27 protein-coding genes are annotated in these 24,873 nt (G+C 70.0%); 12 read left to right on the forward strand and 15 right to left on the reverse strand.

The window, feature by feature from the left end:
- Positions 1-163: 163 nt before the first annotated feature.
- The 6 genes from OG453_RS00900 to OG453_RS00925 are packed head-to-tail and all read right to left on the reverse strand — an operon-like array spanning position 164 to position 6,516.
- Positions 164-949: an ABC transporter ATP-binding protein gene (locus OG453_RS00900; protein ID WP_266863463.1), complete on the reverse strand. Its 786-nt coding sequence runs from the start codon at positions 947-949 to the stop codon at positions 164-166.
- Positions 949-1,890 (reverse strand): ABC transporter ATP-binding protein, encoded by a 942-nt coding sequence (locus OG453_RS00905; RefSeq protein WP_266863464.1) that lies wholly within the window; start codon positions 1,888-1,890, stop codon positions 949-951. Before OG453_RS00905 ends, OG453_RS00900 begins: the two co-directional genes overlap by 1 nt.
- Positions 1,891-1,898: 8 nt before the next feature.
- Positions 1,899-2,747, reverse strand: a complete 849-nt coding sequence (locus OG453_RS00910) for an ABC transporter permease (RefSeq protein WP_266863466.1) — start codon at positions 2,745-2,747, stop codon at positions 1,899-1,901.
- Positions 2,747-3,697: an ABC transporter permease gene (locus tag OG453_RS00915; RefSeq protein WP_266869663.1), complete on the reverse strand. Its 951-nt coding sequence runs from the start codon at positions 3,695-3,697 to the stop codon at positions 2,747-2,749. Before OG453_RS00915 ends, OG453_RS00910 begins: the two co-directional genes overlap by 1 nt.
- 12 nt (positions 3,698-3,709) lie before the next feature.
- A complete protein-coding gene (locus OG453_RS00920) occupies positions 3,710-5,362 on the reverse strand; it encodes an ABC transporter substrate-binding protein (protein WP_266863468.1) in 1,653 nt (550 codons plus the stop codon).
- Positions 5,359-6,516 (reverse strand): C45 family peptidase, encoded by a 1,158-nt coding sequence (locus OG453_RS00925; RefSeq protein ID WP_266863470.1) that lies wholly within the window; start codon positions 6,514-6,516, stop codon positions 5,359-5,361. The genes OG453_RS00920 and OG453_RS00925 overlap by 4 nt, the downstream gene beginning before the upstream one ends.
- A gap of 109 nt (positions 6,517-6,625) precedes the next feature.
- Between OG453_RS00925 and OG453_RS00930 the strand changes: the two genes are divergently transcribed.
- Positions 6,626-7,546, forward strand: a complete 921-nt coding sequence (locus OG453_RS00930) for a MurR/RpiR family transcriptional regulator (RefSeq protein WP_266863472.1) — start codon at positions 6,626-6,628, stop codon at positions 7,544-7,546.
- A gap of 81 nt (positions 7,547-7,627) precedes the next feature.
- Here the strand turns inward: OG453_RS00930 and OG453_RS00935 are convergent, their stop codons facing one another.
- Positions 7,628-8,449 (reverse strand): MBL fold metallo-hydrolase, encoded by an 822-nt coding sequence (locus tag OG453_RS00935; RefSeq protein WP_266863474.1) that lies wholly within the window; start codon positions 8,447-8,449, stop codon positions 7,628-7,630.
- Positions 8,450-8,672: 223 nt separating this feature from the next.
- A complete protein-coding gene (locus OG453_RS00940) occupies positions 8,673-9,251 on the reverse strand; it encodes a helix-turn-helix domain-containing protein (RefSeq protein WP_266863476.1) in 579 nt (192 codons plus the stop codon).
- Positions 9,252-9,345: 94 nt separating this feature from the next.
- Between OG453_RS00940 and OG453_RS00945 the strand changes: the two genes are divergently transcribed.
- Entirely contained in the window at positions 9,346-10,128 is a 783-nt protein-coding gene (locus OG453_RS00945) for an AzlC family ABC transporter permease (protein WP_266863478.1), read from the forward strand.
- Complete coding sequence (locus tag OG453_RS00950; protein ID WP_266863480.1) at positions 10,125-10,439, forward strand: AzlD domain-containing protein; 315 nt, start codon at positions 10,125-10,127, stop codon at positions 10,437-10,439. Before OG453_RS00945 ends, OG453_RS00950 begins: the two co-directional genes overlap by 4 nt.
- Here OG453_RS00950 and OG453_RS00955 read toward each other — a convergent pair.
- A complete protein-coding gene (locus tag OG453_RS00955) occupies positions 10,405-12,237 on the reverse strand; it encodes a long-chain fatty acid--CoA ligase (protein ID WP_266863482.1) in 1,833 nt (610 codons plus the stop codon). The genes OG453_RS00950 and OG453_RS00955 overlap by 35 nt on opposite strands.
- A gap of 287 nt (positions 12,238-12,524) precedes the next feature.
- Here OG453_RS00955 and OG453_RS00960 point away from each other — a divergent pair, with 287 nt between their 5' ends.
- The 5 genes from OG453_RS00960 to OG453_RS00980 all read left to right on the forward strand — a co-directional run bounded on the left by OG453_RS00960 (position 12,525) and on the right by OG453_RS00980 (position 16,284).
- A complete protein-coding gene (locus tag OG453_RS00960; RefSeq protein WP_266863484.1) occupies positions 12,525-13,073 on the forward strand; it encodes a hypothetical protein in 549 nt (182 codons plus the stop codon).
- 46 nt (positions 13,074-13,119) lie between these two features.
- Positions 13,120-13,491, forward strand: coding sequence for a hypothetical protein (locus OG453_RS00965; protein WP_266863486.1), 372 nt, complete (start codon positions 13,120-13,122; stop codon positions 13,489-13,491).
- 114 nt (positions 13,492-13,605) lie between these two features.
- Positions 13,606-14,628 carry an AraC family transcriptional regulator gene (locus OG453_RS00970; protein WP_266863488.1) on the forward strand — a complete coding sequence of 341 codons (1,023 nt, stop codon included), beginning with the start codon at positions 13,606-13,608 and terminating at the stop codon, positions 14,626-14,628.
- 104 nt (positions 14,629-14,732) lie between these two features.
- Positions 14,733-15,890: a lipase family protein gene (locus OG453_RS00975; RefSeq protein WP_266863490.1), complete on the forward strand. Its 1,158-nt coding sequence runs from the start codon at positions 14,733-14,735 to the stop codon at positions 15,888-15,890.
- Positions 15,891-16,008: 118 nt separating this feature from the next.
- Positions 16,009-16,284, forward strand: a complete 276-nt coding sequence (locus OG453_RS00980; protein WP_266863492.1) for a DUF1876 domain-containing protein — start codon at positions 16,009-16,011, stop codon at positions 16,282-16,284.
- 27 nt (positions 16,285-16,311) lie between these two features.
- Here OG453_RS00980 and OG453_RS00985 read toward each other — a convergent pair whose 3' ends face one another.
- Positions 16,312-16,743: an ATP-binding protein gene (locus OG453_RS00985; RefSeq protein WP_266863494.1), complete on the reverse strand. Its 432-nt coding sequence runs from the start codon at positions 16,741-16,743 to the stop codon at positions 16,312-16,314.
- Positions 16,744-16,870: 127 nt separating this feature from the next.
- Here OG453_RS00985 and OG453_RS00990 point away from each other — a divergent pair, with 127 nt between their 5' ends.
- The 3 genes from OG453_RS00990 to OG453_RS01000 are packed head-to-tail and all read left to right on the forward strand — an operon-like array spanning position 16,871 to position 18,388.
- On the forward strand, positions 16,871-17,737 hold the full coding sequence (locus OG453_RS00990; RefSeq protein WP_266863496.1) for a helix-turn-helix transcriptional regulator: 867 nt from the start codon (positions 16,871-16,873) through the stop codon (positions 17,735-17,737).
- Positions 17,734-17,997, forward strand: coding sequence for a DUF397 domain-containing protein (locus tag OG453_RS00995; RefSeq protein ID WP_266863498.1), 264 nt, complete (start codon positions 17,734-17,736; stop codon positions 17,995-17,997). Before OG453_RS00990 ends, OG453_RS00995 begins: the two co-directional genes overlap by 4 nt.
- On the forward strand, positions 17,975-18,388 hold the full coding sequence (locus OG453_RS01000; protein WP_266863500.1) for a DUF4440 domain-containing protein: 414 nt from the start codon (positions 17,975-17,977) through the stop codon (positions 18,386-18,388). Before OG453_RS00995 ends, OG453_RS01000 begins: the two co-directional genes overlap by 23 nt.
- A gap of 11 nt (positions 18,389-18,399) precedes the next feature.
- Here the strand turns inward: OG453_RS01000 and OG453_RS01005 are convergent, their stop codons facing one another.
- Entirely contained in the window at positions 18,400-18,861 is a 462-nt protein-coding gene (locus OG453_RS01005) for a hypothetical protein (RefSeq protein WP_266863501.1), read from the reverse strand.
- Between the two features lie 213 nt (positions 18,862-19,074).
- Here OG453_RS01005 and OG453_RS01010 point away from each other — a divergent pair, with 213 nt between their 5' ends.
- Positions 19,075-19,623: a TetR/AcrR family transcriptional regulator gene (locus OG453_RS01010; RefSeq protein ID WP_266863503.1), complete on the forward strand. Its 549-nt coding sequence runs from the start codon at positions 19,075-19,077 to the stop codon at positions 19,621-19,623.
- Between the two features lie 7 nt (positions 19,624-19,630).
- Here OG453_RS01010 and OG453_RS01015 read toward each other — a convergent pair whose 3' ends face one another.
- The 4 genes from OG453_RS01015 to OG453_RS01030 form a co-directional block, all read right to left on the reverse strand.
- The gene (locus OG453_RS01015; protein ID WP_266863505.1) at positions 19,631-19,996 is read right to left on the reverse strand and encodes a gamma-glutamylcyclotransferase family protein; all 366 of its coding nucleotides are present in this window, start codon (positions 19,994-19,996) and stop codon (positions 19,631-19,633) included.
- Between the two features lie 460 nt (positions 19,997-20,456).
- Positions 20,457-21,116: a maleylpyruvate isomerase N-terminal domain-containing protein gene (locus OG453_RS01020; protein ID WP_266863507.1), complete on the reverse strand. Its 660-nt coding sequence runs from the start codon at positions 21,114-21,116 to the stop codon at positions 20,457-20,459.
- Positions 21,117-21,183: 67 nt separating this feature from the next.
- Positions 21,184-22,818 (reverse strand): alpha/beta hydrolase, encoded by a 1,635-nt coding sequence (locus OG453_RS01025; RefSeq protein ID WP_266863509.1) that lies wholly within the window; start codon positions 22,816-22,818, stop codon positions 21,184-21,186.
- Positions 22,819-22,902: 84 nt separating this feature from the next.
- Positions 22,903-24,804, reverse strand: a complete 1,902-nt coding sequence (locus tag OG453_RS01030; protein ID WP_266863511.1) for a long-chain fatty acid--CoA ligase — start codon at positions 24,802-24,804, stop codon at positions 22,903-22,905.
- Positions 24,805-24,873: the final 69 nt, after the last annotated feature.

A 24,873-nucleotide genomic window follows, 5' to 3' on the forward strand; every position in this document is an offset into this window, starting at 1 on the left:
TACCCAAGGGGCCCTGCCCTCGCCTTTACGGCGAGGCGCGGGGCCCCTGCCTTTCTCTGGCGGGGGCGCCTTTGCTGGCGGGGGCGCCTTGAGCGGTGGGGGTGCGTTTCTTTCTGCGGGTGCTTTGTGGTTGCTCGCGCAGTTCCCCGCGCCCCTTCGGGCGCTATCCCGCCCTCGGGGTCCAGCCCTCGCGAGGGACCGCCGCGAGCAGGCGGATCGTGTACGGGTCCTCCGGGGCTGTCAGGACTTGATCCGTCCTGCCCTGTTCCACCACCTTCCCTCTCCGCATCACCAGGACCTCGTCCGTGATGTGTTGGACCACCGCCAAGTCGTGGCTCACGAAGACCAGGGCCACGCCCGTGTCTCGGCGGATCTCGGACAGGAGTTGGAGGATCTGGGCCTGGATGGATACGTCCAGTGCTGCCACCGCCTCGTCCAGGACCAGGACCTGCGGGTCCACCGCCAGGGCCCTCGCTATGGCCAGGCGCTGGCGTTGGCCGCCGGAGAGTTCGCGGGGGCGGGCGCCGGCCTCTCTCGCGCCCAGGCCCACCTGGTCCAGGAGGTCCCCCACCTGCTTCTCGTCCCTGCCGTGCAGGGTGAGTGCCGTACGGAGGCACTGGGTTGAAGTGAGGCGCGGGTCCAGGGAGAGGTAGGGGTCCTGGAAGACCATTTGGATCTCCCTGGCTCGCGTCAGGCGGGCCTCGCGGCCTCGGGGGGTGCGGGGTTCCCGGGGGCGGCCGTTCACCTTTACCGTGCCGGTGTCCTGCCGGACCAGGCCCACCAGCATGCGGGCGACCGTCGTCTTGCCCGAGCCGGATTCGCCGACGATGCCGATGGAACCGCCGGGTGACACCGTGAACGTCACGTCGCTCGCCGCCTGGTGGCGGCCGCCGCCCGGCAGGGGGTAGCTCTTGCCCAGGCCGGATACTTCCAGCAGGTCCGACGGCATCAGGAGTTCACCTTTCGCTGAACAGAGACGGCGCAGGCCGCTGTCCCCCCGTCCGGGAGTGGCAGTTGCCCCGGAGTCCACGTCTCGCAGCCCGGTTCCGCGTCCCCGCAGCGGGAGACGAAGGGGCAGCCGTCGAACGTGTCCGAGAGGGACGGGGGGCGGCCCGGGATGGGGTGGAGGGTATGGGGCGTTTCGCCCAAGGTCGGGGAGCACGCGAGCAGGCCTCGGGTATACGGGTGCGCCGGGGACTTGAACAGGGCCTCCGCCGAACGCTGTTCGACGACCCGGCCCGCGTACATGACGTACACCCGGTCGCAGTACGCGGCCGCCAGGTGGAGGTCGTGGGTGATGAAGAGGAGGCCCAGGTCGCGGGTCGCGCGCAGGTCGCGGAGGAGAGCGAGGATCTCCGCCTGCGTCGTGACGTCAAGGGCGCTCGTCGCCTCGTCCGCCAGGAGCAGGCTCGGTTCCGCCGCAAGCGCGCCCGCGATGACCACGCGTTGCAGCATGCCGCCGGAGAGTTCGTGCGGGCGCTGGCGTACGCGGTGTTCGGGGTGTGACAGGCCCACGGTGGAGAGCAGTTCGACCGCCTTCTCGCGGCTCGCGCCCCGCTCCACCAGGAAGTCGCCGATCCTGCGTACGGGGTTCAGCGCGGCCCGGGGGTCCTGGTGGACCATCGCCACCGTCCGCGCGCGGTGGGTGCGCAGAGCCTCGCCGGTGAGGGGGAGGATCTCGGTGCCGTTCACACGTACGGAACCTGATGTCACCGCCCGCGCCGGCAGCAGGCCGAGGGCCGCCTTCGCCGTGGTCGACTTGCCCGAGCCCGACTCGCCCACCAGGCCGACGACTTCACCGGGTGAGACAGACAGGGACACGGTGTCCAGGAGCGGGCGGGCGGCGCCCGGGACCCGCAGGGTCAGGTCTTCGATTTCGAGCAGTGGCATTTGCATTTTCACTGCCTTCCTAGCCGGTCGGCGGCCCAGACCCCGACCACGTTGAAGGACACGACGACCAGGGCGATGGCCGTGCCGGGGACGAGAGCGGGGAGCAGCGCGCCCTGGACCACCGCCGCCTGGCCCTCCTGCACCATCAAGCCCCAGTCGGAGGAGGGTGGTTGGGCTCCGAAGCCCAGGTAGGAGAGGGTCGCCAGGGACATCAGGGCCTCGCCGAACAGCACCACCAGGTAGCCGAGGATCGCTCGGCCCAGGTTCGGGACGAGGTGCGCGACGCAGATCCTCGCCCCGCCCATGCCCTGCACGCGGTAGGCGTCGACGTACGGCTTGCGGGTCTCCGAAAGGGCCAGTGAGCGTACGTACTTGGCGATCGTGGGGGTGAAGGCCAGGCCCAGGGCCAGGACTGATGTCGTCATGCCTGCGCCGAACACCGCAATGATCAGGACCGTGAACAGTAGGCCCGGGAACGCGTACATCACATCCGTGAGACGCGAGACCAGCGCGTCCACCCATCCCCCGCGCCAGGCCGCGAGCACGCCGAGCGTGACGCCCAGGACGGCGGCCACGGCGAGGAGCAGGATCGGGGCGATCAGGCTCGTGCGGGTGCCGTACAGGGCGCGGGAGAGGAGATCCTGGCCCGAGGAATCGGTGCCGAGGAGGTGGTCACCGGAGGTGCCGACCAGCGATGCCGAGAGGTCGATGGCGTCCGGGGCGTAGGGGGCGAGGAGCGGTGCGAACACCGCGGCGAGGACCACGAGGCCCAGCAGACCGGCGGCCACCATCACTCCGACGGGGCGCCTGCGACGTACGACCAAGGGCTTGAGCCCCACAACAGCAGCATCAGCCATCAGGCCCTCGCCTCCTTGACCCGTGGGTCCAGCAGCGGATGGACCACGTCCACCAGCGTCGTCACCACGATGTAGCCGGTGACCATGAGCAGCAGGACCGCCTGCGCCACCGGGAAGTCATGTGTATTGATCGCGCCCACCAGGAGCGAGCCGATGCCGCTGATGCCGAAGGCCGTCTCCACGACCACCGTCCCGGCCAGCATTCCGGCCATGACCAGGCCGCACATCGTGATGATCGGGCCGAGCGCGTTGCGCAGGATGTGGCGGCGGATGATGTCCCGCTCCGGGACACCTGACGCCCGTGCCGCCTCCACGTGGTCCGATGCCGCAGCGTCCGCCATCGCCTGGCGGGTGACCCGGCTGATGATGGCGAGCGCGCCGAGCGCCAACGACAGGGCGGGCAGCGTCAGATGGTGGAGCGTGCCGGTGAAGCCCTCGCCCGATCCGGTGACAGGGAACCAGCCCAGTTGCACGCCGAAGAGCGAGACGAGCGCGATCGCGGCCACGAAGGACGGGACCGACGCGGCGAGTGTCGTGCCGCCGACCACCGCCGAGTCGATCCACGTCGAGCGCTTGACGGCGGCCAGGATTCCGGCGCCGACGCCGAGCACCACGAACAACACCGTGGCGTACACGACCAGTTGGAGGGTCGTCGGGAAGCGGGACGTGATCAGGTCGGCGACCTGGTCGCTGTACTTGAAGGACCGGCCCAGGTCGAAGTGGACGCAGTCCCACAGCCAGCGGCCGTACTGGACGACCAGCGGCTCGTCCAGGTGGTACTGCGAGCGGACCTGCGCGAGCCGCTCGGGCGTCAGCTTGTCGCGGCCGCCCGCGAGGAACACCGCGGGGTCACCGGGTGCCGCGTACACGGCGGCGAAGATGACGAACGACGCGGCGAAGAGCGTGGCGACGAGGCCGGCCAGGCGCCGCAGCAGTCGGGAGGCGAGCATGGTGCTCCTCACCTAGCCCTTCTTGGCGCCGAGTCCGGCCGCCCACGGGTAGTAGAGGTAGGCCTGCGAGGCGGGCGGTCCCGTCAGCTTGTCGCTGATGACGAGTGCCGACGGCACCTGCGCGACGGGGATCCAGACACCCGCGTCCACGAACCTCTTCTGTACGTCGATGGCGAGCTCGGCCCGCTTGGCGTCGTCCAGGGTGCTGAGCGCCTGGCGCACCTTCTTGTCGTACGTGGCGTCCTTGAAGCCGACCCAGTTGTTGGCGGAGTCGGAGAGGCCGTTGTCGTAGAAGCCCATGGGGTCGGCCTTGGAGATGTACCAGTCGCCGACCAGGACGTCGATGTCCGCGCGGGCGGCCGGGTCGCTGTAGAACTCCTCGAACTGGGCGGTCGGGACGGTCTTGATCTGCCCCTTGAGCCCGACGCGCTGGAGCGCGGAGCGCACCGCGTTCGCGACGACCGTGCGGCCCTGGCTGCTGTCCGTGCCGATCACGATGGGGTCGGACGGTGCGCCGGCGTCCTTCACAAGATCCTTGGCCTTGGCGAGGTCGTCGGCGGAGGGGGTGGCGGGCGCCGACCCCTCCAACTTCTCCTGCGCGGCGGCGAATTCGGCCTTCTCGTAACCCCAGGCGCCGGAGCCGACCGGAGTGGCCCACGGCTGCACGAGGCCGCCGTAGCCCGACTTGGCGATGCCCGAGCGGTCGAGCGCGAGGGAGAGCGCCTGCCGAATCCGCGGGTCCTTCAGGCCGCCGCGCGCGGTCGGGATGAGGACGAGGGACGCGGTGGAGGGGCCGTAGTGCTGGTCGAGGCCCTTGGTGGAGCGCAGGGCGGATGCGGTGTTCGGGGATTCCGCGTACGTTCCGTCGGCGGCGCCCGTCTTCAGGGCGTTGACCAGCGCGCTGTCGGACGCCCAGCGGAAGACGACCTGCCGGGTCAGCGGCTTGTCGCCCCAGTACTTGCCGTACCGCTCGATGGTGATCGAGTCGCCGGACTTCCAGCCCTTCAGGGCGTACGGACCGCTGCACGCGTCGCCCTGCCCCGGCGTACCGAAGTCCTTGCCCGCGGCGGTCACTTGCTCCTTGTTCCAGACGATGCCCGCGTCACCGGCGAGCGCCTTGGTGAAGAGCGCGTCGGGGGCCTTGAAGCGGATGGTGATCTCGCGGTCGCCGGTCTTCTTCATGGACTTGACGTTGCCGAACTCGTCGGCCTGTTCCATGTCCGGGTCCGCGTGCCGCTTCAGCGACCAGAGCACGTCGTCGGCGGTGAGCTTGGAGCCGTCGTGGAAGGTGACGCCGTCCCTGACGGTCAGGACGAGGGTCTTGTCGTCGGGGGTCGCGGCCTTCTCGGCGAGGAAGGGCTTCGTCGTCATGTCGGGCTGCAGCTGGTACAACCGCTCGCAGACATTGGTGAGGACGACGCGGCCCGCGCTCGTTCCCTGGGTGTCGAGGTCGAGCGAGTCGGGCTCGTCCTCCAGGAGCCAATTGGCCTTGTCCAGCTGCCCCTTGGCGGCCATGGTCGTCGCGCTCAGCTTCAGCTTCGCCGCGTCGGCGGGCTCTCCGCCGGTGGCGGCGGTGTCGGCGCCGCTGCATCCGGCGGCGGTGAGAAGGGTGGCCGCGGTGAGGCCCGCGACCAGAGGCCGGCTGATGGTCCGGGTCGTCGTCATCTGCTGTCTCCGTACGGGCCGTCGTAGAGGTTCCAGGGCATGTGCTGGTAGTCGCGGTCGCAGGGGGTGCCGGCGGTGGCGTGATAGTCGCCGCTGGTCAGGTCCACGCAGGAGGAGACGAGCGTGGTCCAGTGCTTGACCTCGGGCCTGCGCGGGTCGGGGTGGGTGCAGAGCGACTCGGGGTGGCCGAGGTGGTCGGACATGGCCTGCTTGATCAGCTTCCGGGACTCGTCGGCGCCGGTGGAGCCGCGCAGCGCCTTCAGTCCCTGCTCGGCGCGCGGGACGCGGACGAGCGAATCGGACGACATAGGGCGGTAGTTGGCGGCGATCGCAGCCGGGACGCCCGCCTGGTAGTGGTTGCCGTGCACGAGGAGCCCGTCCGTCGGATACATCCAGCCGTGCCCGGCGGGTGTCGTCTCCAGGTCGACGGCGAAGCCCTCGCGGCAGGTCAGCAGGGCGTTGGACGCGATGTGGGCGCGGGTGCGGCAGAGCACGTCCAGGGCGTCGGTGATGGTGTGCTGGTCCAGGACGCTGCGGCGTACGACGGTCTGGGGCAGCCCGATGGCGTCGCTGAAGCGGCCGCCGAGGCCGTTCGCGTTGAGCGCGATGCCCGCCGAGTTGGCGCCCTGGCGGCCGATCTGGCCCGCCTCGACCTGCATGATCAGGGTCGGGTGCGGGGGCTGGACGATGCGGAGCATGACGACGGTGTCGGCGACCCCGGCGCGCCAGTCCCAGTTCTGCCCGGCCCAGACGTGACCGTCCCCGCTGGCCTCCCCGTACGCGGCGAAGGAGGTGCAGCCCTCGGCGGGCTCCTCGTCTTCTGCGTCTTCTGTGTCCTCTGCCTTCATGTCGGCGAAGGAGCGGTCGTAGATGACCTCGCCGCGGGCGTTGAGGGCGAGGATGTCGGGGAGGTCGACTCCGGCGCCCTCGGCGATGCCGCGCATCTCCTCCAGGAGGTGGGGGGCGTAATCGCGGACCGGCTCCAGCCAGCGGGCGGCGCGGGTGGCGACCTGGGTCCAGGTCAGGCCCGAGGACTGGCCGAACGCCTCCTCGTAGTAGGCGAGTGCGGCGTGCAGCTGCGGGCGGACGGCTTCGCCGTACTGGTGGCCGCGTTCGATCGGGGTGCCGGATATCTCGATGAGGGGCAGTGCCATTGTTCTCCTCGCGGCGGAGAGCTGTTGTAACGTGCGTTACGAAGAACTCTCCTTTTGGAATGCGTTGCCCAGGAGAGTAACGTCCATCACACGAGAGTCAATAGCTGTAATGGAAATTTCAGAGGGTGGGACGGAAGAGGCCGGGGCGTCCGGCGGAGCGGGCCTCGCCCGGCTGCGGGCCGCCGTGCGCGACCAGTGGGAGACGCTGTCGGCGTCCGAGCGGGCCGTCGCCCAGTACCTGGTCAGCGCCCCCGCGGAGTCGCTCCTCTTCGCCAGCGCGCAGGAGCTGGGCTCGGCGAGCGGCACCAGCAACGCGACGGTCGTGCGCGCCCTGCAGCGCCTCGGCTATGCGGGCCTGCCCGCGCTCAAGCGTGAGCTGGCGTCGGACTTCACCTCGGCGGTGGCGCCGGAGGTGCGTCTGAAGCAGCGCATCGCGCATGTGGGCCGGGACCTGGACGGCATCTGGGGCGACGTCTTCGACGAGGCGCAGGAGCGCATCGAGCACGCGCGGCGGCTTACGCCGGGCGAGGCGCTGCGAGACGCGGTCGGCATCCTCGCCGAAGCCCCCGAGATCCACTGCTACGGCATCGCGGCGTCCGAACTGGCCGCGCGGCACCTGGCGTTGGCGCTCGGCAGGATCGGCCGCAGGGCGCGGTACTTCGGCGACACGGGGTTCGCTTTGGCCGACCGTCTGCTCGCCGTGCGGCAGGGCGACGCGGTGGTGATCTTCCAGCCGGGGCGCGAGCTGACCGAGCTGACGGTGCTGATAGAGCGGGCGCGGGCGGTCGGGGCGCGGGTTGTCCTCGTCACGGACGAGTTGGCCGAGCTTTACGGGCCGCGGGTGGATGCGGTGCTGACAGCTCCGCATACGCCGACCGGGATCACCACGGAGGCGTTGACGGCGCTGGTCGTGGCCGATGCGTTGTTGCTGGCGCTGGCCACGCTGGATGAGGCTCGGGCGGTGGATACCTCGCATCAACTTACTGCTCTGCGGGAGCAGTTGTTGGGGCCTAGGGTTCGTAAGGGGTAGCAGGTCGAGTTGTGACTGCGGCGCCGTCGTGGCTGATCGCGCCCACGCGGCGGAGCCGCAAATGTCACAGCCCCGCGCCCCTTACGGGGCGCTCTCGGCAGCCGCCATCCACTGGTCCAGGTCGGTCTGGGTGAACTCCGTCCACGGTGGGACTCCGGGGAGTTGGCGGAGGAGGTCGTAGGCCTCGGGGATCTGGGCTCCGCGGAGGACCGGGCAGTGGCAGCCGGCGATGACCTCGGCGTTCAGGTGCTGGAAGTCGGTGACGACCGTCCCGAACTTCTGGGCGTCAAGCAGGGCGACCCAGGGGGAGACCAGGCGTCCGCCGAAGAACTGGCCGTCGCGGAATTCGTCCGGCGACAGCGCAGCCATTTCGGGCATGGGGGTCGGCACGTTCGTGGCGAAGGTGTCCACGGACCACAGGACGTTGCCCTTCGGGTCGAAGAGGGCGCGGGTCGTGGGGTTGTCGTACAGGGGCGGTCGCTTGGCGACCAGGGTGCGGTCGCCCACGTCGATCGTGTCGCCGTCGGTCATGAAGCGGCACCGGTTGATCGGGGTCTCCCACTCCTCGGCCATGCGGCCGATGGAGAACCATGTCGTCAGCAGGGTCGCGTTCGGGCATTCCGCGAGGACCGCCAGGAGGTTGCCGGCGTGGTCGCGGTCGTCGTGGGTGAGGAAGATCCACCGTACGTCCAGCGGATCCACGATGGACCAGGCCGCCTCCAGCCACTGGGAGCGCACTGCGGGCGCCCCGGTGTCCACGAGTACTGGTTCGGCTCCCCGGATCACCATCGAGTTCATCGGGAAGTGGCCGACCGGCGGGGCCTCAAGGGCCCACGGGATGACGAACGTCTCCTCGGCGATCTTGTACGGCTGCAGAAGGTCGAAACTCTCTATGGTTGTCATCGCTACTCCCTAGGACGGAGTCGCCGCAGCCTCCATAAATCCAGTGCAGCCCCGCGCCGTGCTGTCGTCAAACGCAGAACACGTGACGACCGGCTTCAGAACACCACCTAAGCGGTCTTGTCGAAGTCCGCTGCGGGTCGGCAGTGCCCCGAAAGGGGCGCGGGGAACTGCGCGACCAGCCACGACGGACCCGCGGACGAGTACCGCACTTCCCGCGGAGCGCTTAGCTGTGCTGCATCACCAGCACGAAACTCGTCCCCGGCTCCAGCGCCTCGTACAGATGCGGGACGTCTCCCCGGTACGACATGTAATCCCCTGCCGCCAGCTCCACCGTCTCGCCTCGTGGCCCCGCCAGCAGTCGGCCCGTGCTGACGACCAGGTGCTCCACCGAGCCGGGGATGTGCGCGTCGGACTCCCGCGCCGAGCCCGGCTCCATCGCGCCGTGGTAGATGTCGCGCCGCACCCCGGCCGGGCCCGGTGACAGCAACGTGCCCGCGTACGAGGCCTGTTCGGCGTGCATGGTCGGGCCCTCCCCCGCGCGGATCACCGTGACGGCGGGTGCGGGCGACTCCACGAGCACGCTGAACGGCACCCCCAGCGCCACGGCGAGCGCCCACAACGTCTCGATCCCGGGGTTGCCGGTGGCCGCCTCCAGCTGCGAAAGCGTCGACTTCGCGATCCCGGCCCGCTTGGCCAGCTCGGAGAGGGAGATCCCCGCCTTGGCCCGCTCCCGGCGCAGCGCGGCCGCGACCCACTCACGGGGCAGCCGGGATCGGGCGGCGTCGCCCTTGCCGTCAGTCATGCCGTACCGCTCTCTCTCACTGCTCGATCGTTCGCTACAAGGGACCATTCGTTCGGCTTGACGAACGGGACCCTTCCCGCCCATCCTACGACGTATGCGTTCGCCACACCGAACAGACAGCCCGCCCGACCGAACGAACGAGGGTTTCGTCCGGCTCTCCCACCTCCCCCGCGGCGTCCTGCGCGACATCGCCCTCGTCTGGCTCGCCGACGCCGTCGTCGGCGTCTCCTTCGGCGCGATCGCCGTCGCCGGCGGGCTACCGGTGTGGGTGCCGGTGCTGATGTCACTGCTCGTGTACGCGGGCTCCGCCCAGTTCAGCGCGGTCGGGATCCTCGCGGCGGGCGGCGGTCCGGTGGCCGCGGCGGCGACCGGTCTGCTGCTCAACTCCCGTACGGCGGCGTTCAGTCTGGCCGTGGCCGACAGCCTCGGGCGGTCCTGGGCCGCACGGCTCGTGGGCGCGCATCTGATCACCGACGAGACGGCGGCGTTCGTCCTCGCACAGCCCGACCAGAAGCGGCGCAAGGCGGCGTTCTGGATATCCGGGGTCGGCCTGTTCGCCGTATGGAACGTCAGCGTGCTCGGCGGCGCGCTCGCCGGTTCCGCGATCGGCGACACCGCCCGCTTCGGGCTCGACGCAGCGTTCCCGGCCGTACTCCTCGCCCTGGTCCTGCCCGCGCTGCGGGCCGACAGCATGACGCGGCGGGCCGCGGCCGCCGGTGCCGTGATCGCGGTGGCCGCGACGCCGCTGCTGCCCGCCGGGGTGCCGGTGCTGCTCGCCCTGCTCGGCCTGCTCGCCGCGCGGCGCGGGCCGAGCCGCCCCGCCCGTTCCGCTCCCCGCCGCACCACCCGCCGCACCACCCCGAGGAGCGCCTCGTGAACGCCCAGCTCGCCTGCGTCCTCGTCCTCGCCGCGGGAACGTACGTCTTCCGCCTGGCCGGACCCGTACTGCACGGCCGCATCGAACTCCCCGCCCGCGTGCAGGAGTTGCTGACCATCGGCGCCACGGTCCTGCTCGTCGCACTGCTCGCCACGGGCGCGCTCACCGAGGGCGGCGGCCCCGCCGGATGGGCCCGCCCGCTCGGCGTCCTGGCCGGCGGCGTACTCGCCTGGCGCAAGGCGCCGTTCGCCGTGGTCGTGATCGGCGCCGCGGGGACTACTGCCTTGCTGCGTCTCGCGGGGGTTGCGTAGCCCCGTCCGGTGTGCCGCCCCCGGAGCTGTACAGCGCGTCCACGACCCCCGCGTACCGCTCGGCCACCGCACGCCTGCGCACCTTCAGGCTCGGCGTGAGCAGTCCCTCCTCCACCGTGAAGTCCTCGTCCAGGAGCGCGAATTCGCGGATGCGGGCCGGGCGCGAGACCTCCGCGTTGGCCGCGTCCACCGCATCCTGGACCAGGGCGCGGACGCGGGGGTCGCGGGACGGCGGGAGGGTGAGCCGTACGCCCTCGCGTCCCGCCCACCCGGCGACCTCCTCCGCGTCCAGGGTGATGAGGGCCACCGGGTAGGGGCGGTGGTCGCCCACCATCACCGCGCGTGACACGAAACGCGAGCGTTGGACGGCCAGTTCACTCAGCGATGGCGTGATGTTCTTGCCGCCCGACGTGATGATCAGGTCCTTCTTGCGGCCGGTCACGGAGAGATAGCCGTCGGCGTCGACGGCACCCAAGTCGCCCGTGTGCAGCCACCCTTCGGCGTCCAGCACCTGCTGGGTGGCGTCCGGGTCCGCGTGGTAGCCCGGGAAGACCATCTCGCCCCGGGCGAGTATCTCCCCGTCATCGGCGATGCGGACCTCGCAGCCGTCGACGGGACGGCCGACCGTGCCGTACCGCACCGCGCCCGGATGGTTGAGGCTGATGACCCCGGCCGACTCGGTCATCCCGTATCCCTCGAAGACCGCTATGCCGCAGGCCCGCAGGAAGTCGACGACATGCGGCGCGATGGGGGCGCCGCCGGTCAGCGCCCATCGGACGCGGCCCCCGAGCGCCTGCCGGACCGGGCCGTACAGCGACTTTTCGGCGGCTTCGTACGCGTCCTGGAGGCCGGGCGGCAGGGCGTCGTCCGCGGCGAGGACCCCGATGCGTACGGCTTCTTCGAAGCGTGCGCCGCCACCGGGTGCGGACTCCGCGAGGGAGCGGACGACCGCGTACACCTTCTCGAACAGGCGTGGCACGGACGGCAGATGGGTGGGGCTCACCTCGGCGAGTTCGGTGACGACGTTCTCGATCGCGCCGCCGAAGAAGCAGAGCTCGCCGCCCTCGATGAGCGTGGTGAACTCGATGAGCTGGGCCAGCAGATGGGCCAGCGGGAGATAGAGGTACGTCGCGTCACCGGGGCCGCCCTCGATGAGGGGCAGCGTGGCGGACTGGACGGCGCCCAGGTTGGCGTGGGTGAGGAGGCAGCCCTTCGGCGGTCCTGTCGTACCGGAGGTGTAGATGATGGTGGCCAGGTCGTCGGGGACGCGTTCGCGGGCGCGGGCCGGCAGGGCGGCGGTGTCCGACGGCTCGCCCCCCGGCCCCGGCCCCACCCCTGCACCCGCACCCGCTCCCTCCCCCTCCGGGACTTCCGTCATCAGCAGCACATGCCGCACCCCGGTCAGCCGGGCCCGCAGCCGCTCGATCTTCGCCGCCTGCGCCGCGTCCTCGCAGATCACCACCGAGGCCCCGCTGTCTCCCAGGACCCAGACGACCTCCTCGTCGCCCGCCGTCGGGTAGACGGGGACGACGACCGCGCCCGCCGCGAAGGTGCCGAAGTGGGCGTAGGTCCACTCCGGGCAGGTCTCGGCGAGGATCGCCACGCGGTCGTCCGCGCGGACGCCGAGAGCGAGCAGCCGCTGCCCGAAGTCCCGCACGCGGTCCCGGAGTTGCTCGTAATCGACCTGCTCCCACGCCCCGCCTTCGGTCTTGCGGCGGAGGGCGGGCAGCTTGCCGTGCCGGTCGGCCGCCCACTCGGCGAGGACGGCCAGGGTCTCGGGGCGCTCGGTCGGCTGCATGTGTACGACGCTAGGGACACCGCGGCACTTCGCGGGATGACGGGAAACGTCAGCGGGGTTGGCCGGGAAGCTCAGCGGGACCCCCGCGACCCCCCGCGACTCCACGGCGCAACTCGCCGCAAGTGCCAAAGGTTTGACCGCAAGGCTCAGAAGATCCTCAAAACTCTTGTTGCCCCGGCCGCCCCGGCACCAGTATCCCTCCCAAGCCCGCGCCCAACGCCCCTGACCAGGGCGTAACCAGCCGGAGCGGGTGCATCGCCATGCGATGAACAAAAAGGGGAACACATATGTCCATATCGAGAACCGTGCTGCGCACCGCCGCGGTTTCCGTTTCCGCCGCCCTCGCGCTCGCCGCGGCCGGACCCATCGCGTCCGCCACCGAGGCCGCGAACGCCCGCGCCGAGCAGCACAAGGCCGCCGCCGGTGTGCTGACGGCGGTCGCCGACGACACCGGCGCACCGCAGATCGTCGAAGAGGGTCTGGAGGAGCGACTGGGGGCGCTGCCGCAGAACCCGACGACCCAGCAGCTCGTCGAAGCGATGTACCCGGGCGACGAGGCCGCCCAGCAGGCCGCGCTCGCCAAGCTGGAGCCGCAGGGCGTGCAGCTGCGCAGCGGCTGGGACACCGCCTGGAAGGTGACCAAGTGCGTGGGCTCGATCGGCGCGTTCATCGCGGGCAACGCGCTGCTCGTCACCAAGGCCACCAAGTTCGGCGGCGTGCTCAAGGGCGCCAAGCTCATCGTGCAGGCCGGCAACAAGGAGGAGCGGATCAAGCTCCTCGTCGCCATTTTCGGCGAAGTCACCGGCCTGTCGACCGTCGCAACGGCCTGCGGCTGAGTCCGCACGTGACACGCTGCACGAGATATGTGAGGAGGCCTTGACCATGGAGACCGCCTTCAAGGCATCGTTCATGCTCGCCGTGGTCGCCGAGGTCGCCCTGGTGGCCGTCCTGGTCTTCCAGGTCGCGCGCAAGGAGCGGCACGGCGGCACATCGCCGCTGGTGTTCACCGGTGGTGACGCGGTGGCCGCCGCCGCGCTGTTCGGCGGCACGATGACGCTGACCGCGCTCCTGTCGGACGGCTGGAGCGGCCTTTCGACGAGCGACATGCTGCTGTACGCGGTGACCTTCGGCATCGTCACCGCCGGATTCGCGGCGTTCCTGCGCCGGGGGGAGAGGGGGCGGCCCGAGTACGGGCGCATCGCCTTCCTGCTGCCCATCGGCTTCGGGGTGCTTGCGGGCCTGTCCGGCGTCTGACGCCCTGGGCGTGCGGTGGGCGGGGGCGTACACGTCCCCCCGCCCACCGCACTGAACCCGCCGCCGCGCGGAACCTTCGGGTTCGGGCGGCGGCGCGACGGGGAAGGGACCCTCATGCCCAGGCGGACCATCACCGTGCACCACGTGCGCTGCGTGCTCCGCGGCGCCGAGCGGCGCGGAGTGGACACCGTCCCGCTCCTGTGCACCGCCCAGATTCCCCCGCTCCTGCTCGGCGACGACCGGGCCCGCGTCACCGAGGTCCAGTTCGCCCGGCTCTTCCGGGAGTTGTACCGCGCCACCGGTGACGAGTTCCTCGGCCTCGGCTCGGCGGTCAGCCGGCCCGGCACCTTCGCGATGATGTGCCACGCCGCCCTCGGCTGCCGCGACCTGGGCGCCGCGCTGGAGCGTGGCGTCACGTTCTACGGCCTGTTCCCAGGCGGCCCTGACCTGACCCTGGAGCGCTGCGACACCGGAGACGGCGGCACCGGCGGCGCCGTCTTCGCCGTACGCAACGATCTGGAGCACGACCACTTCCTCGCCGAGTGCCTCGTCCTCATCTGGCACCGGCTGTGCAGCTGGCTGATCGGCCGCCGGATCCCGCTCCACTGGGCGGAGTTCGGGCATCCGCCGCCCCCGCACAAGGATGAGTACGGCACCCTCTTCGGCTGCCCCGTCCGCTTCGGCGCGGCCCGCACCGGCGCCGGGTTCGACGCGCACTGGCTGGCGGCCCCGCTGATCAGGGACGAGGCGGCGCTGCAGGAGATGCTGCACCGGGCGCCGTTCGACCTCCTCTCCCGGCGCGAGTACGGCACGACGGTCGCCGAACAGGTACGCCGCACCCTCGCCCGCGCCCTGCGCTCATCGCCCCGTCTCCCCTCCCTCGGCGAGATCGCCGACCGGCTCGCGGTGAGCCCCGCGACGTTGCGCCGCCGCCTGGCCCAGGAGGCCACCTCCTACCAGCAGTTGAAGGACGCGGTACGCCGCGACGCGGCCATCGCGGGCCTGGCGGAGGGCAGCGAGCCGATAGCCGACCTCGCCGCTCGGCTCGGCTTCTCCGAGGACACCGCCTTCCACCGGGCCTTCCGGCGGTGGACGGGGACGACGCCGGGGGCCTATCGAACCGGTCAACAAAGCTGAGCTTCCCCGCCAGCACTCAGCGACCCGCACGTCACTACGGTCGACGCCTGCACGGCATACGCAGAATGACCACCCCAGCCACTGAGGACAGTTGGGAGAGCCGCATGCACATACGTACCGGCGCGAGAGCCCTCGCCGTAGTGGCCGCGCTCGGCCTGTCGACCATCACCCCGCTCACGGCGCAGGCCGCACCCGCGGACACCGCCGCCCCCGGCGACATCGTCACCTCCGAACCCACCAGCTTCCACCCCCTCCCCGGCCAGCCGACCAACACCAAGGCCTGGAAGGTGAACTACCGCTCGACGACGGCAAAGGGCGAGCCGAACACCGTCTCCGGAACGGTCATCGTGCCGCAAGACGGCCGCCAGGGACCCCGCCCCCTCATCACGTACGCGGTCGGCACCATCGGCATGGGCGACCACTGCGCCCCCAGCGCGGGCTTCCCACGCGGCACCACCATGGAAGCCAACCTCATCCAGCAACTCACCCTGCGGGGCTGGGCGGTGGCCGTCACCGACTACGAGGGCCTCGGCACCCCCGGCGACCACACCTACACGGTCGGCCGCGCCGAGGGCCAGGCCATGCTCGACGCCGCCCGCGCCGCGATCCGCCTCCCGGAGGCGGGCCTCTCCTCAGACACCCCGGTCGGCATCATGGGCTACTCCCAGGGCGGCCAGGCGGCCGGCTGGGCGGCCGAGCTGCACGGCTCGTACGCCCCCGACCTCAAGGTCAAGGGCACGGCGACCGGCGGCATCCCCGGCGACCTGCGGAAGGCGGCGGACTTCAACGACGGCTCGTACGGCTCGGGCCTGATCTTCATGGCGGCGATCGGCCAGAACGCGGCCTTCCCCGAACTGAACCTGGAGTCGTACCTGAACCCGGCAGGCAAGAAGCTGATCGGCGCACTGCGCAACAGCTGCGTGGCGGACGGCGCGGTACTGGGCGCCTTCAAAAAGATCACTGACATGACGACACGAAACCCCCTCGACCAGCCGGACTGGCAACAACGGCTGCGCGAGTCGAGCGTCGGCACGCGGGCGCCGGACGCGCCGGTGTACCAGTACCACGTGATCACCGACGAGCTGATCCCGTACGGCGTCGGCAAGCAGGTCCGCACGGACTGGTGCGCGAAGGGCGCGAACGTGGAGTGGCACACGGTCCCCCTGGGCGAACACGTCTCCGGAGTCATCACCCAGTCCCCACTGGCCGCGAACTGGCTGGCGGACCGTTTCGCGGGGAAGCCGCCCCGCGGCAACTGCTGAGCGCTCCGCGGGCCCCTGACAGCTCGCACACCATCCCGCACCGGCAGTAACCGCCCGGCCGCCCGCTGGACCACCGCGGGCCGGTGGGCGCACCCTGGAATCAGCAGTTCCGGAGGTGATGACGATGAAGACCGCAGTCGGATGGCACATCGAGCTGGAATTCGAGGAGGACGACCACCGCACGCGCGCGGCCGCGCTCGTACGGCTCCCCGACGGCAACGAAGTCCGGGCCCACGGATACGCGAGCCGCCACCCCTCCGACTCGCAACAGGCGAGGGTCGGCGAGGAGATAGCGGGAGCACGTGCCCTGAACGAACTGGCGATGCAATTGCTGACGAAGGCGCACGACGAGATCGACGAGGCATCGGGAAGGACGTCGCACACACTGCGGTGACGCCGACCACGGTCCGCCCGAGCGCCACTAGTCCCTCGGGCGGACCCTCAGCTCTGCCCACACCGTCTTGCCGATACGCCGCTCCCTGACGCCCCAGGTTGCGGCGGCCGCCTCCACCAGGCGCAGCCCCCGCCCCGTCTCCGCCCCGGGATCCGGCGGGCGCAACTCCGGGACGCGGTCGCCCCGCGCGTCCGACACCTCGATACGCAGCGTGCGCGCCGACTCCGCGTAGACGAGCCGCAGTTCGAAGTCCCTTCCGGGTACGTGTCCGTGCGTGACGGCATTGGCCGCCAGCTCGGCAACGACATGCGCCGCCGCGTCGGACAGCTCGCTGCCGTGCGGGATTCCCCAGAGGTCGAGCTGATGGGCGGCGAGCCGCCGGGCCAGGCGGGCACCTCTGCGGGTGGAGCTGAGCCGTTGGGTGAAGTCGCTGATGGGGGTGGAGATTTGGGCTTTCATGTCACTGAGCGTGGTCGGTTCGTCTTACGCTGACCAGGTACGACGCCACGACTCCGCGTAGCTGTATGAGTGCGGCGCGTTGGGCGTATGAGACGTCGACCGTGACCACGCAAGGGCGGTACGGGGTATGACCAACGCGGATCATGAGGAGCGGCCGGAGCGACCGTCGGAGGCGGACGGTACAGCTCATCTCTTCCGGGCCCTGGGCAAACAGATCAAGGTGCTGCGCGAGCGGGCCGGGCTGAGCCAGAAGGAGTTCGCGGCAGCCGTTCATTGCGGGGAGGCGCTGATTTCCGCGATGGAACGCGGGGTGCGTACGCCGCAGCCGGAATTCCTTGAGCTGGCCGATCCCCTGCTGGGCGCCGATGGCGTGCTGATCGCCGCCATCGAAGATGTGCGGGAGGCGCAGAAGAAATCGCGGACGCGGCACCCGGAGTGGTACCGGGGATACGCCAGTCTGGAAGCACAGGCCGTCCAACTGTACGTGTACACCAACCAGTCCGTCCCCGGTCTGCTCCAGACCGAGGCGTACGCGCACGCCATGTTCAGCCAGTGGAAGCCGCTCCTGAGCGAGGAGACCATCGAGAAACGGGTGGCGGACCGGCTCGCTCGTCAGCAGATCTTCGACCCCTGGCCCTCGCCGACGTTCAGCTTCATCCTGGACGAGAGCGTGCTGCTGCGGCCGATCGGCGGGAGGGCCGTCCACGAGGAGCAGCTACGGAAGCTTCTTCGCATCGGGCGGATGCGGACGGTTCAACTCCAGGTGATGCCGCTGGACCGGGAGGAACAGCCAAGCTTGGACGGTCCGTTCACTCTTCTCACGCCCAAGAAGCAGCAGCAGGTGGCGTACATGGAGATCCACACATACCCGCGGTTGGTCACCGTTCCGGAGGAAGTCCGTGTACTCGCCGTCCGCTATGGGATCCTGCAATCGGAGGCGCTCACCCCCCGTGATTCGCTGGCCCTGATCGAGAAGATGCTGGGAGAGCTATGAGCACCGAGGAACTCACCTGGTTCAAGTCCAGCTACAGCAGTGGCGGAGGCGGCGAATGCCTCGAAGTCGCTTACACCTGGCGCAAGTCCAGTCACAGCGGCGGCGAGGGCGGCGATTGCGTAGAGGCCTCCGCCTGCCCCAGCGCAATCCACGTACGCGACTCCAAGAACCCTGAAGGACCCAACTTCAAGGTATCCCCCACCACTTGGACCGCCTTCATCACGCAGACGGGATCCCATGACCGACGTCACCAAGGCTGAACTCGACGAACTGATGCGCACGTTCCTCGGTGCGTTCACCAACACCGGTGACAGCAAGGCGAACCTCGGCGCGGTCCGTGACGTATTCATCCCGCAGGGAATGATCATCAGCAACGTCGGTGACGGCGCACCCGTGGTGTACGACATCGAGGGCTTCATCGCGCCCCGCGAGAAGATGCTGAGCGACGGCGGGAAGCTGACGGAGTTCTCCGAGTGGGAGGTCGCCGAACGCACCGAGATCTACGGGTCGATCGCGCACCGGTTCAGCGAGTACCGGAAGTCGGGTTACCTCGACGGCGAGTGGTTCGAGGGAGTCGGCCACAAGACCACCCAGTACGTCCGCACGCCCGACGGCTGGCGGATGAGTTCAATGGCCTGGGACGACGAGTAACTAGAACCGCATCAGACAACGTTTCCGGCCGATGCCGTTCGGGCGATGGCCTGTTCGAGAAGCTGGTACATGACCTGGGGATGTCGGCTCTCCGCCTGAGCCCACATGGCGCGTGCCTTGTCGTCGTCCAGCTGAATGAAGCAGGCCAGCAGCAGCGTGTGCTGCCGGCGCTGGAAGCGCAGCTCGGAACGGAGTCCGAGAGTGGCGCCGGCGGAGAGGCGAACGGTATCGGGGGTGCTGTGTCGAACCTGCCAGCCGAGCACGAATCCAGCGGATCGGGCCGGACCGAGTTGCAGGCCCAGTGCCGACCATCCCTGCGTAAGGGCCTGCCGTCTGTCGGCGGGCGCGTCTTCCATGACCACTCGCGCCCATTGCTCGGCGGTGCGGTCTTGAGCCGGGCCGATGTCGGCGAGCAGGGCGTTGGCGTAGTCGATCCGGGCGAGTGTGCTGAGCGCCTGGTCGGCGGGTGACACCGGGACGTGGCGCACTCCGCACGGGGGCGGCGTATGGGCCGTGGAATCAACCATTGGTACTCCTCGTCTCGTTGACCTGTCAGCGAGCACGCGCCGCCGCCTGGCCCCCATGAGTGAACCTCATCCATACAGTGCTGTATGGATGGACGATAGCAGTCGTCCGGCGGAGCGAGCAGACTCCGTGACGGATGCGACACCGACGAGGAGAAGCTGATGGCGGCACCGACGCGCACCCCGCGCGGCACGTGGATCGAAGCCGGGCTACGGGCCCTTGCCGCGGGCGGTCCGGACGCCGTGCGGGTCGAGCCGCTGGCCAAAGCGTTGGGCGTTTCCCGAGGCGGCTTCTACTGGCACTTCAAGGACCGGGGCGCGCTGCTGGAGGAGATGCTCGACGCCTGGGAGCGGATGAGCACCGATGAGGTGATCGAGCGCGTCGAGAGCGAGGGCGGTGACGCCAGGGACAAGGTACGGCGCGCGGGCGCGCTCACCTTCTCCGACTCCCTGGTGCCGATCGACCTCGCCGTCCGCGACTGGGCTCGGCGCGATCCTGCGGTCGCCGAACGCCTCCGGCGCGTCGACAACGCCAGAATGGACTACGCGCGCTCGCTGTTCAGGACCTTCTGCCGCGACGAAGACGACGTCGAGGCCCGCAGCATGCTCGCCTTCACACTCGCCGTCGGCAAACACTTCCTGGCCGCCGACCACGGCACACGCAGCCGCGCCGACGTGCTCGATACGGCCACAAAGCTGCTCTTGACCTAGGACCGCATCAGGCTCCGAAGCTACGGGCGGACTCAAGGTACGCCCACGCCTTCGCGCCCGACACAAGGGTCACCTCGACGCGCGCATAGTCGTCGACCTCATAGTCGTCCGCCGCTGCCAACTCCTCGTCGGTCAGCTCAAGGACGGCGCCCTCAACTGCGTCGGCAGGGTCGCCCGACGGCACGACGAGCAGGTGCCGGTCGGTGCCGCTGACTGCGATGACATCAGGGTCCGTGATCCGGATCTCCGTCGTGCGGTATCCCGGCAGTGCGTCGCTGCGACCTTGAAGAAGGCGACCAAAGCGTGAGAGTTGCACCTCGCGCAGCTGCAGCGTCCCGTAGGTGAAAAGGGAGTGCGAGGCGGCAGAAGTCATCTTGGCGGAACCTGGGTTTCTGTGATCAAAGAGGGCCTCAAGGCTAACAAACTCAACCCAAGGGAACCTCTCACCTTCTCATCGTCGACATGCACGGGAGAGGCGCATTGCGTAACCCGCACGCCCCCCTGCTGCCAGAACGCAACTTTCCCAAAGTAGGTCCCCCACCCCCACCCATGACCCTGACGGCGCCCGCGACGAACTGGTCCGCACCCGGCAGGAAAGCCGGATGACCCATCCCCGCAGTCCCCGTGAGCCCCGTTTCGTGGCCGCCCGGTCAATTGGCTTCTCGCGGTGGAGGGTTGGGTGTCAAGGGTGAAGCGAAGCGGAATCGGCGAAGCCGACGCGTAGCGCAGCGGAGCGCCCTTTACACCCGGCCCGGAACCGCCAACCTCGGGACAACCGGGCGGCCCCGGCAAGAACACCACCACCGGCCCACCGAAGCCCCCTGCCCCCGCGACTACCCCCGCACCTCCCCGTACCACCGCCAAGACGTACGCCGCTCCTCCCCCGGCAACTCCCCCCGCCCCGTCGCCCACAACAGCGTCACCCACGGCTCCGCCCCCGACGGAACGTCGCGGAACAACCGGTGCAGAACCCGCTCGCACACATCCGCCGGCGGCTCCCACTCCAGCCCAAGCCCCTCGGCCAAGTCGTACGTATGGACCACCGTCTCCACGATCCCCATCGCCGCGAAGCCCTCCGGATCCGAGACCCCGAAGCCATGAAACGACCGAAGCTCCGGCGGCGCCGTACGCACCATCGCGGTAAGCATCGCCCCGCTCGCCTCCAGAACCTGAAGAAGCCCCTCCGGACCCGCCTCACGGTCCGCGTGGATGGCGTTCCACGGGCCGTCCGTCTGGCGCGGCTCCCAGACAAAGGGCACAGGGCCGTCCAAGGACGGTTTACGCGGCCCCAGTTGGGCGGCGTACGCGAAATAGTCGTCGCTCAGGTGCTCGACCGTCTCCCAACAGGTCCACCGCAACCCACCCGCCTTGCCGTGCCACGCCTCCGCAGGAGCCCCGCGGAGGGTGGCGAGGGCCAGCTGGACGGAGCGGTCGAGGTCATCGGCGGTGACGGGTCCGGGCGTTGCGGCATCTTGTTCGGCTTCTCGGCGCATGCGGGGCACGGTAGTCGCGCGCGAGCCGACACCCCACCGACTTTCCCGGCAGGTGCCTCGACTCCGCTCAGTCCTCGTCGTCCGCCCCGCAAGAACTCCCGTTCCTCGGCATCTCCCCGTACAGCAGGAACCCGTCCACCTTCTCCCGTACGCACTTGGACCCCGCGTAACCGGTGTGCCCGTCCCCCTTGTTGTCCAGGACGATGGCATGCGACCCGAGCCGCTCGGCCGTCTCCTCGGTCCAGCGGTACGGGGTCGCCGGGTCGCCCCGCGTGCCGACGAGCAGGAAGTCGGGGCTCTTCAGATCGCGTACCTCGTCACGGATGTAGTCCGTGCCGGGGGGCCGCCCGAAGCAGAAGAGCACCGGCATCAGCATCGACTTCCCGAAGATGGCGGACGTCGACGCGAACTCCTCCTGGAGCTTGGCGACTTCCTTCTCGATGCTGTCCGCGTCCGGCCGGTCGGGATCGTCCGCGCAGTTCACGGCCATGAGCGCGGCGGCCATGTTGTCGGCGGGAATGTCCTCCGTCAGGTCCTTCGGGCCAGGCTTCAGACCCGGCGTCTGCATGGCCATCGCCCCGCTCATCCGCAGCAGCGCCCGAGGATCGCCGTCGGCCAGCAGCGCGCCCAGCGCCTGCGAAAGCGCGGGCCACGACTGCCTGCTGTAGAGCGCCTGTCCCAGCACGTCCACGACGTCCTGGCCGGTGAACTCCGCGCCGTCCGTGGACTGCAGCGGATACTTGTCGAGCCCCCGGATCAGCTCGGCCATGTGCTCGCGCGCGGCCCGTGAATCCGTGCCGAAGACGCAACCCGGGTTGTCCGTACACCAGTCGAGGAAGTTGTCGAGGGCGGTCTGGCGCCCCTCCGCGCTCACCAGGGCCTGCTCGGCGACCGGTTCGGTCAGCGTGTCCACGCCGTCGAGGACCATCCGGCCGACCTTCTTGGGGAACTGGGCGGCGTAGACGGAGCCGAGCCGCGTCCCGTAGGAGAAGCCCAGATAGTTGAGCTTCTTGTCGCCGAGGGCCTGCCGCATGACGTCCATGTCGCGCGAGACGTTGATGGTGCCGACGTACGGAAGAACGGGCCCGGACTCCTTGGCGCACTTGTCGGAGATCTTCTTCACCTCGTCGAGCAGGGCACCGGGGTCCTCGTCGGGATCCTCGGCCGCCGTCGGATCTTCGGCATCGACGTCACCGCAGGTCACCGGCGAACTCTGGCCCACACCGCGCGGATCGAAGGAGACGACGTCGTACCCCTTGCCGAGATACGCGAACTCCTTCTGCGACGCGAGCAGTCCGGAGACCCCCGCACCGCCGGGCCCCCCGAAGTTGATCAGCAGCGAACCACGCTTGTCGCCACTGGACTTGATGCGGACCATGGCGAGGTCGACCTTGCCGCGCTTGGGCTGTGCGTAGTCGAGCGGGACGGTGATCTTGCCGCACTGCACTTCGTCCTTCGCGGGAGCCGGAGTGGCGGGCCCCTCGGGGACGAGCCCCGCCCCTTCCCCCTCCCCTTCGCAGTCACCCCACTTGATCTTCTGGGTGTAGTACCTGGAGAGATCGGGCCGCTGATCCGGCGACGGGGACTCCTTGGCAACGGCAGCGGCAGCAGCGGCGGTGGCCGCTCCGATGCCCGGCAGTACGATTCCTGTCCCCATGACGGCCAGCGCGGTGACGCCGGCGAGCGCAACAGCTCTGCGCACGGCAACCTCCCAGGGTCTGCCCCTCGATCACCCTAAGCGCGCCGGTCCGGCCCCGCCCGTCCAGCTCACAGCCAGTGACGACGACTACCGACCGTGTCCGTAGAGCCCCTCGATCTCCTCGGCGAAGTCACGCTCGACGGCGGCCCGCCGCAGCTTCAGGGACGGCGTGAGATGACCGCTCTCCTCCGTGAAGTCCACGGGCAGGACGGCGAACCGCCGGATGGACTCGGCGCGGGACACGAGCTTGTTGGCCTCGTCGACGGCACGCTGCAGGGTCTCCCGCAACTCGACGTCATCGACAAGATCGGCCGGCGTCGTCCCCGGCTCCTTCTTCTTCATACGACACCAGTGCGCGATGCCGTCCGCTTCGAGCGTGATCAGGGCGGTGATGTACGGCCGGGCGTCGCCGACGACCATGCACTGGCCGACCAGCGGATGGGCCCGCAGCCAGTCCTCCAGCGGGGCGGGGGCGACGTTCTTGCCGCCGGTCGTGATGAGCAGGTCCTTCTTCCTCCCGGTGATCGAGAGATACCCGTCGGCGTCGAGGGCGCCGACGTCCCCGGTGGCGAACCACTCCCGCCCGGAAGGCACCGCACGCCCCGTACGCCCGTCCCAGTACCCCGCGAAGACCTGACCGCCGGCGAGCAGCACCTCCCCGTCGTCCGCGATCCGCACCTTCGTGCCGGGCAGCGGCCAGCCGACCGTCCCCAGGCGCGGCTTCAGCGGCGGTGTCACGGTCGCCGCCGCGGTGGTCTCGGTCAGCCCGTACCCCTCGAAGATCTCGATGCCCGCCCCCGCGTAGAAGGCGGCGAGCCGGCGCCCGAGCGGTGAGCCGCCGCAGATCGCGTACCGCACCTTGCCGCCGAGCGCGGCGCGGATCCGCCGGTAGACCAGCGGGTCGTACAGCGCACGGGCCGCCCGCAGCCCGAACGCCGGCCCGGGGCCCGTGCCGTGCTGCGCCGCCTCGACGGCTTCCCCGTACCGCACCGCGATACGCGCCGCACGGTCGAAGGACGAGGCACGCCCCATCTTCTCGGCGGTGGCACGCCCGGTGTTGAAGACCTTCTCCAGGACATACGGAATGGCGAGCAGAAAGGTCGGCCGGAAACTCCCCAGGTCCCGCAGCAGATCCTCGGTCTGAATGCTCGGCGCGTGCCCGAGCCGCACGCGGGCGCGCAGACACCCGATGGCGACCATCCGCCCGAAGACATGGGAGAGCGGCAGGAAGAGCAGCGTGGAGGCGGGCTCTTTGCTGACCGACTTGAAGACGGGGTGGAGCAGCTCGATGGCGTTGTCCACCTCGGCGAAGAAGTTGCCGTGGGTCAGGACGCAGCCCTTGGGCCGGCCGGTGGTGCCGGAGGTGTAGATGAGGGTGGCGATGTCGCCGGGCCTCAACTCCCTTCTCCGGCCGTGGACTTCGCTGTCGGAGATGTCGCTGCCGCGTCCGAGTTCGGCGAGGCGCCGGATGTCGCCCTTCTCGAAGGACCACAGGTGCTCGAGGCCGGGCATCCGGTCGCGCTCCGGGCCGAGCGACGAGGCGAGTTCGGCGGTCTCGGCGGCGAGGGCGACGGCTCCGGAGTCCTGGACGATCCACCGGGTCTGATAGGCGGAGGAGGTCGGATACACCGGCACGGTGACGAGCCCGGCCGCCCAGGCGGCGAAGTCGAGGAGCGTCCACTCGTACGTCGTACGCGCCATGATCGCGAGGCGGTCGCCCGGGGCGAGGCCCTCCGCGATGAGTCCCTTCGCCACGGCGAGGACTTCCTCGGCGAAGTCAGCGGCGCTGACGTCCCGCCAGCGGCCGTCGCTTCCCTTCCGGGAGAGGACGGCTTCGGCGGGGGCCTCTCGGGCGTTGTCGAAGGGGATGTCGGCGAGGGAGCCGGTGGTCACGGGGGCGGCGAAGGGGGGTGTGGTGGCTTCGCGTACGACTCCGTCGAGGGCGCGTATGTGGGGTGGTACGAGGGCGGGTTGGGGGGTGGGGGACATGGGTGGCGGCTCCTATGTCGGGGGGGGAGGTGGACGATGCCGGGCAATCTGGTGGGTGGGCGGGAAGGA

Source organism: Streptomyces sp. NBC_01381 (genome assembly GCF_026340305.1).
GTDB lineage: Bacteria > Actinomycetota > Actinomycetes > Streptomycetales > Streptomycetaceae > Streptomyces.

Bases quoted from the DNA above. Each gene is read 5' to 3' on its own strand.
- OG453_RS00900 (WP_266863463.1), bottom strand. From the start codon at position 949: ATGCCGTCGGACCTGCTGGAAGTATCCGGCCTGGGCAAGAGCTACCCC.
- OG453_RS00905 (WP_266863464.1), bottom strand. From the start codon at position 1,890: ATGCCACTGCTCGAAATCGAAGACCTGACCCTGCGGGTCCCGGGCGCC.
- OG453_RS00910 (WP_266863466.1), bottom strand. From the start codon at position 2,747: ATGGCTGATGCTGCTGTTGTGGGGCTCAAGCCCTTGGTCGTACGTCGC.
- OG453_RS00915 (WP_266869663.1), bottom strand. From the start codon at position 3,697: ATGCTCGCCTCCCGACTGCTGCGGCGCCTGGCCGGCCTCGTCGCCACG.
- OG453_RS00920 (WP_266863468.1), bottom strand. From the start codon at position 5,362: ATGACGACGACCCGGACCATCAGCCGGCCTCTGGTCGCGGGCCTCACC.
- OG453_RS00925 (WP_266863470.1), bottom strand. From the start codon at position 6,516: ATGGCACTGCCCCTCATCGAGATATCCGGCACCCCGATCGAACGCGGC.
- OG453_RS00930 (WP_266863472.1), top strand. From the start codon at position 6,626: ATGGAAATTTCAGAGGGTGGGACGGAAGAGGCCGGGGCGTCCGGCGGA.
- OG453_RS00935 (WP_266863474.1), bottom strand. From the start codon at position 8,449: ATGACAACCATAGAGAGTTTCGACCTTCTGCAGCCGTACAAGATCGCC.
- OG453_RS00940 (WP_266863476.1), bottom strand. From the start codon at position 9,251: ATGACTGACGGCAAGGGCGACGCCGCCCGATCCCGGCTGCCCCGTGAG.
- OG453_RS00945 (WP_266863478.1), top strand. From the start codon at position 9,346: ATGCGTTCGCCACACCGAACAGACAGCCCGCCCGACCGAACGAACGAG.
- OG453_RS00955 (WP_266863482.1), bottom strand. From the start codon at position 12,237: ATGCAGCCGACCGAGCGCCCCGAGACCCTGGCCGTCCTCGCCGAGTGG.
- OG453_RS00960 (WP_266863484.1), top strand. From the start codon at position 12,525: ATGTCCATATCGAGAACCGTGCTGCGCACCGCCGCGGTTTCCGTTTCC.
- OG453_RS00965 (WP_266863486.1), top strand. From the start codon at position 13,120: ATGGAGACCGCCTTCAAGGCATCGTTCATGCTCGCCGTGGTCGCCGAG.
- OG453_RS00970 (WP_266863488.1), top strand. From the start codon at position 13,606: ATGCCCAGGCGGACCATCACCGTGCACCACGTGCGCTGCGTGCTCCGC.
- OG453_RS00975 (WP_266863490.1), top strand. From the start codon at position 14,733: ATGCACATACGTACCGGCGCGAGAGCCCTCGCCGTAGTGGCCGCGCTC.
- OG453_RS00980 (WP_266863492.1), top strand. From the start codon at position 16,009: ATGACGATGAAGACCGCAGTCGGATGGCACATCGAGCTGGAATTCGAG.
- OG453_RS00985 (WP_266863494.1), bottom strand. From the start codon at position 16,743: ATGAAAGCCCAAATCTCCACCCCCATCAGCGACTTCACCCAACGGCTC.
- OG453_RS00990 (WP_266863496.1), top strand. From the start codon at position 16,871: ATGACCAACGCGGATCATGAGGAGCGGCCGGAGCGACCGTCGGAGGCG.
- OG453_RS00995 (WP_266863498.1), top strand. From the start codon at position 17,734: ATGAGCACCGAGGAACTCACCTGGTTCAAGTCCAGCTACAGCAGTGGC.
- OG453_RS01000 (WP_266863500.1), top strand. From the start codon at position 17,975: ATGACCGACGTCACCAAGGCTGAACTCGACGAACTGATGCGCACGTTC.
- OG453_RS01010 (WP_266863503.1), top strand. From the start codon at position 19,075: ATGGCGGCACCGACGCGCACCCCGCGCGGCACGTGGATCGAAGCCGGG.
- OG453_RS01015 (WP_266863505.1), bottom strand. From the start codon at position 19,996: ATGACTTCTGCCGCCTCGCACTCCCTTTTCACCTACGGGACGCTGCAG.
- OG453_RS01020 (WP_266863507.1), bottom strand. From the start codon at position 21,116: ATGCGCCGAGAAGCCGAACAAGATGCCGCAACGCCCGGACCCGTCACC.
- OG453_RS01030 (WP_266863511.1), bottom strand. From the start codon at position 24,804: ATGTCCCCCACCCCCCAACCCGCCCTCGTACCACCCCACATACGCGCC.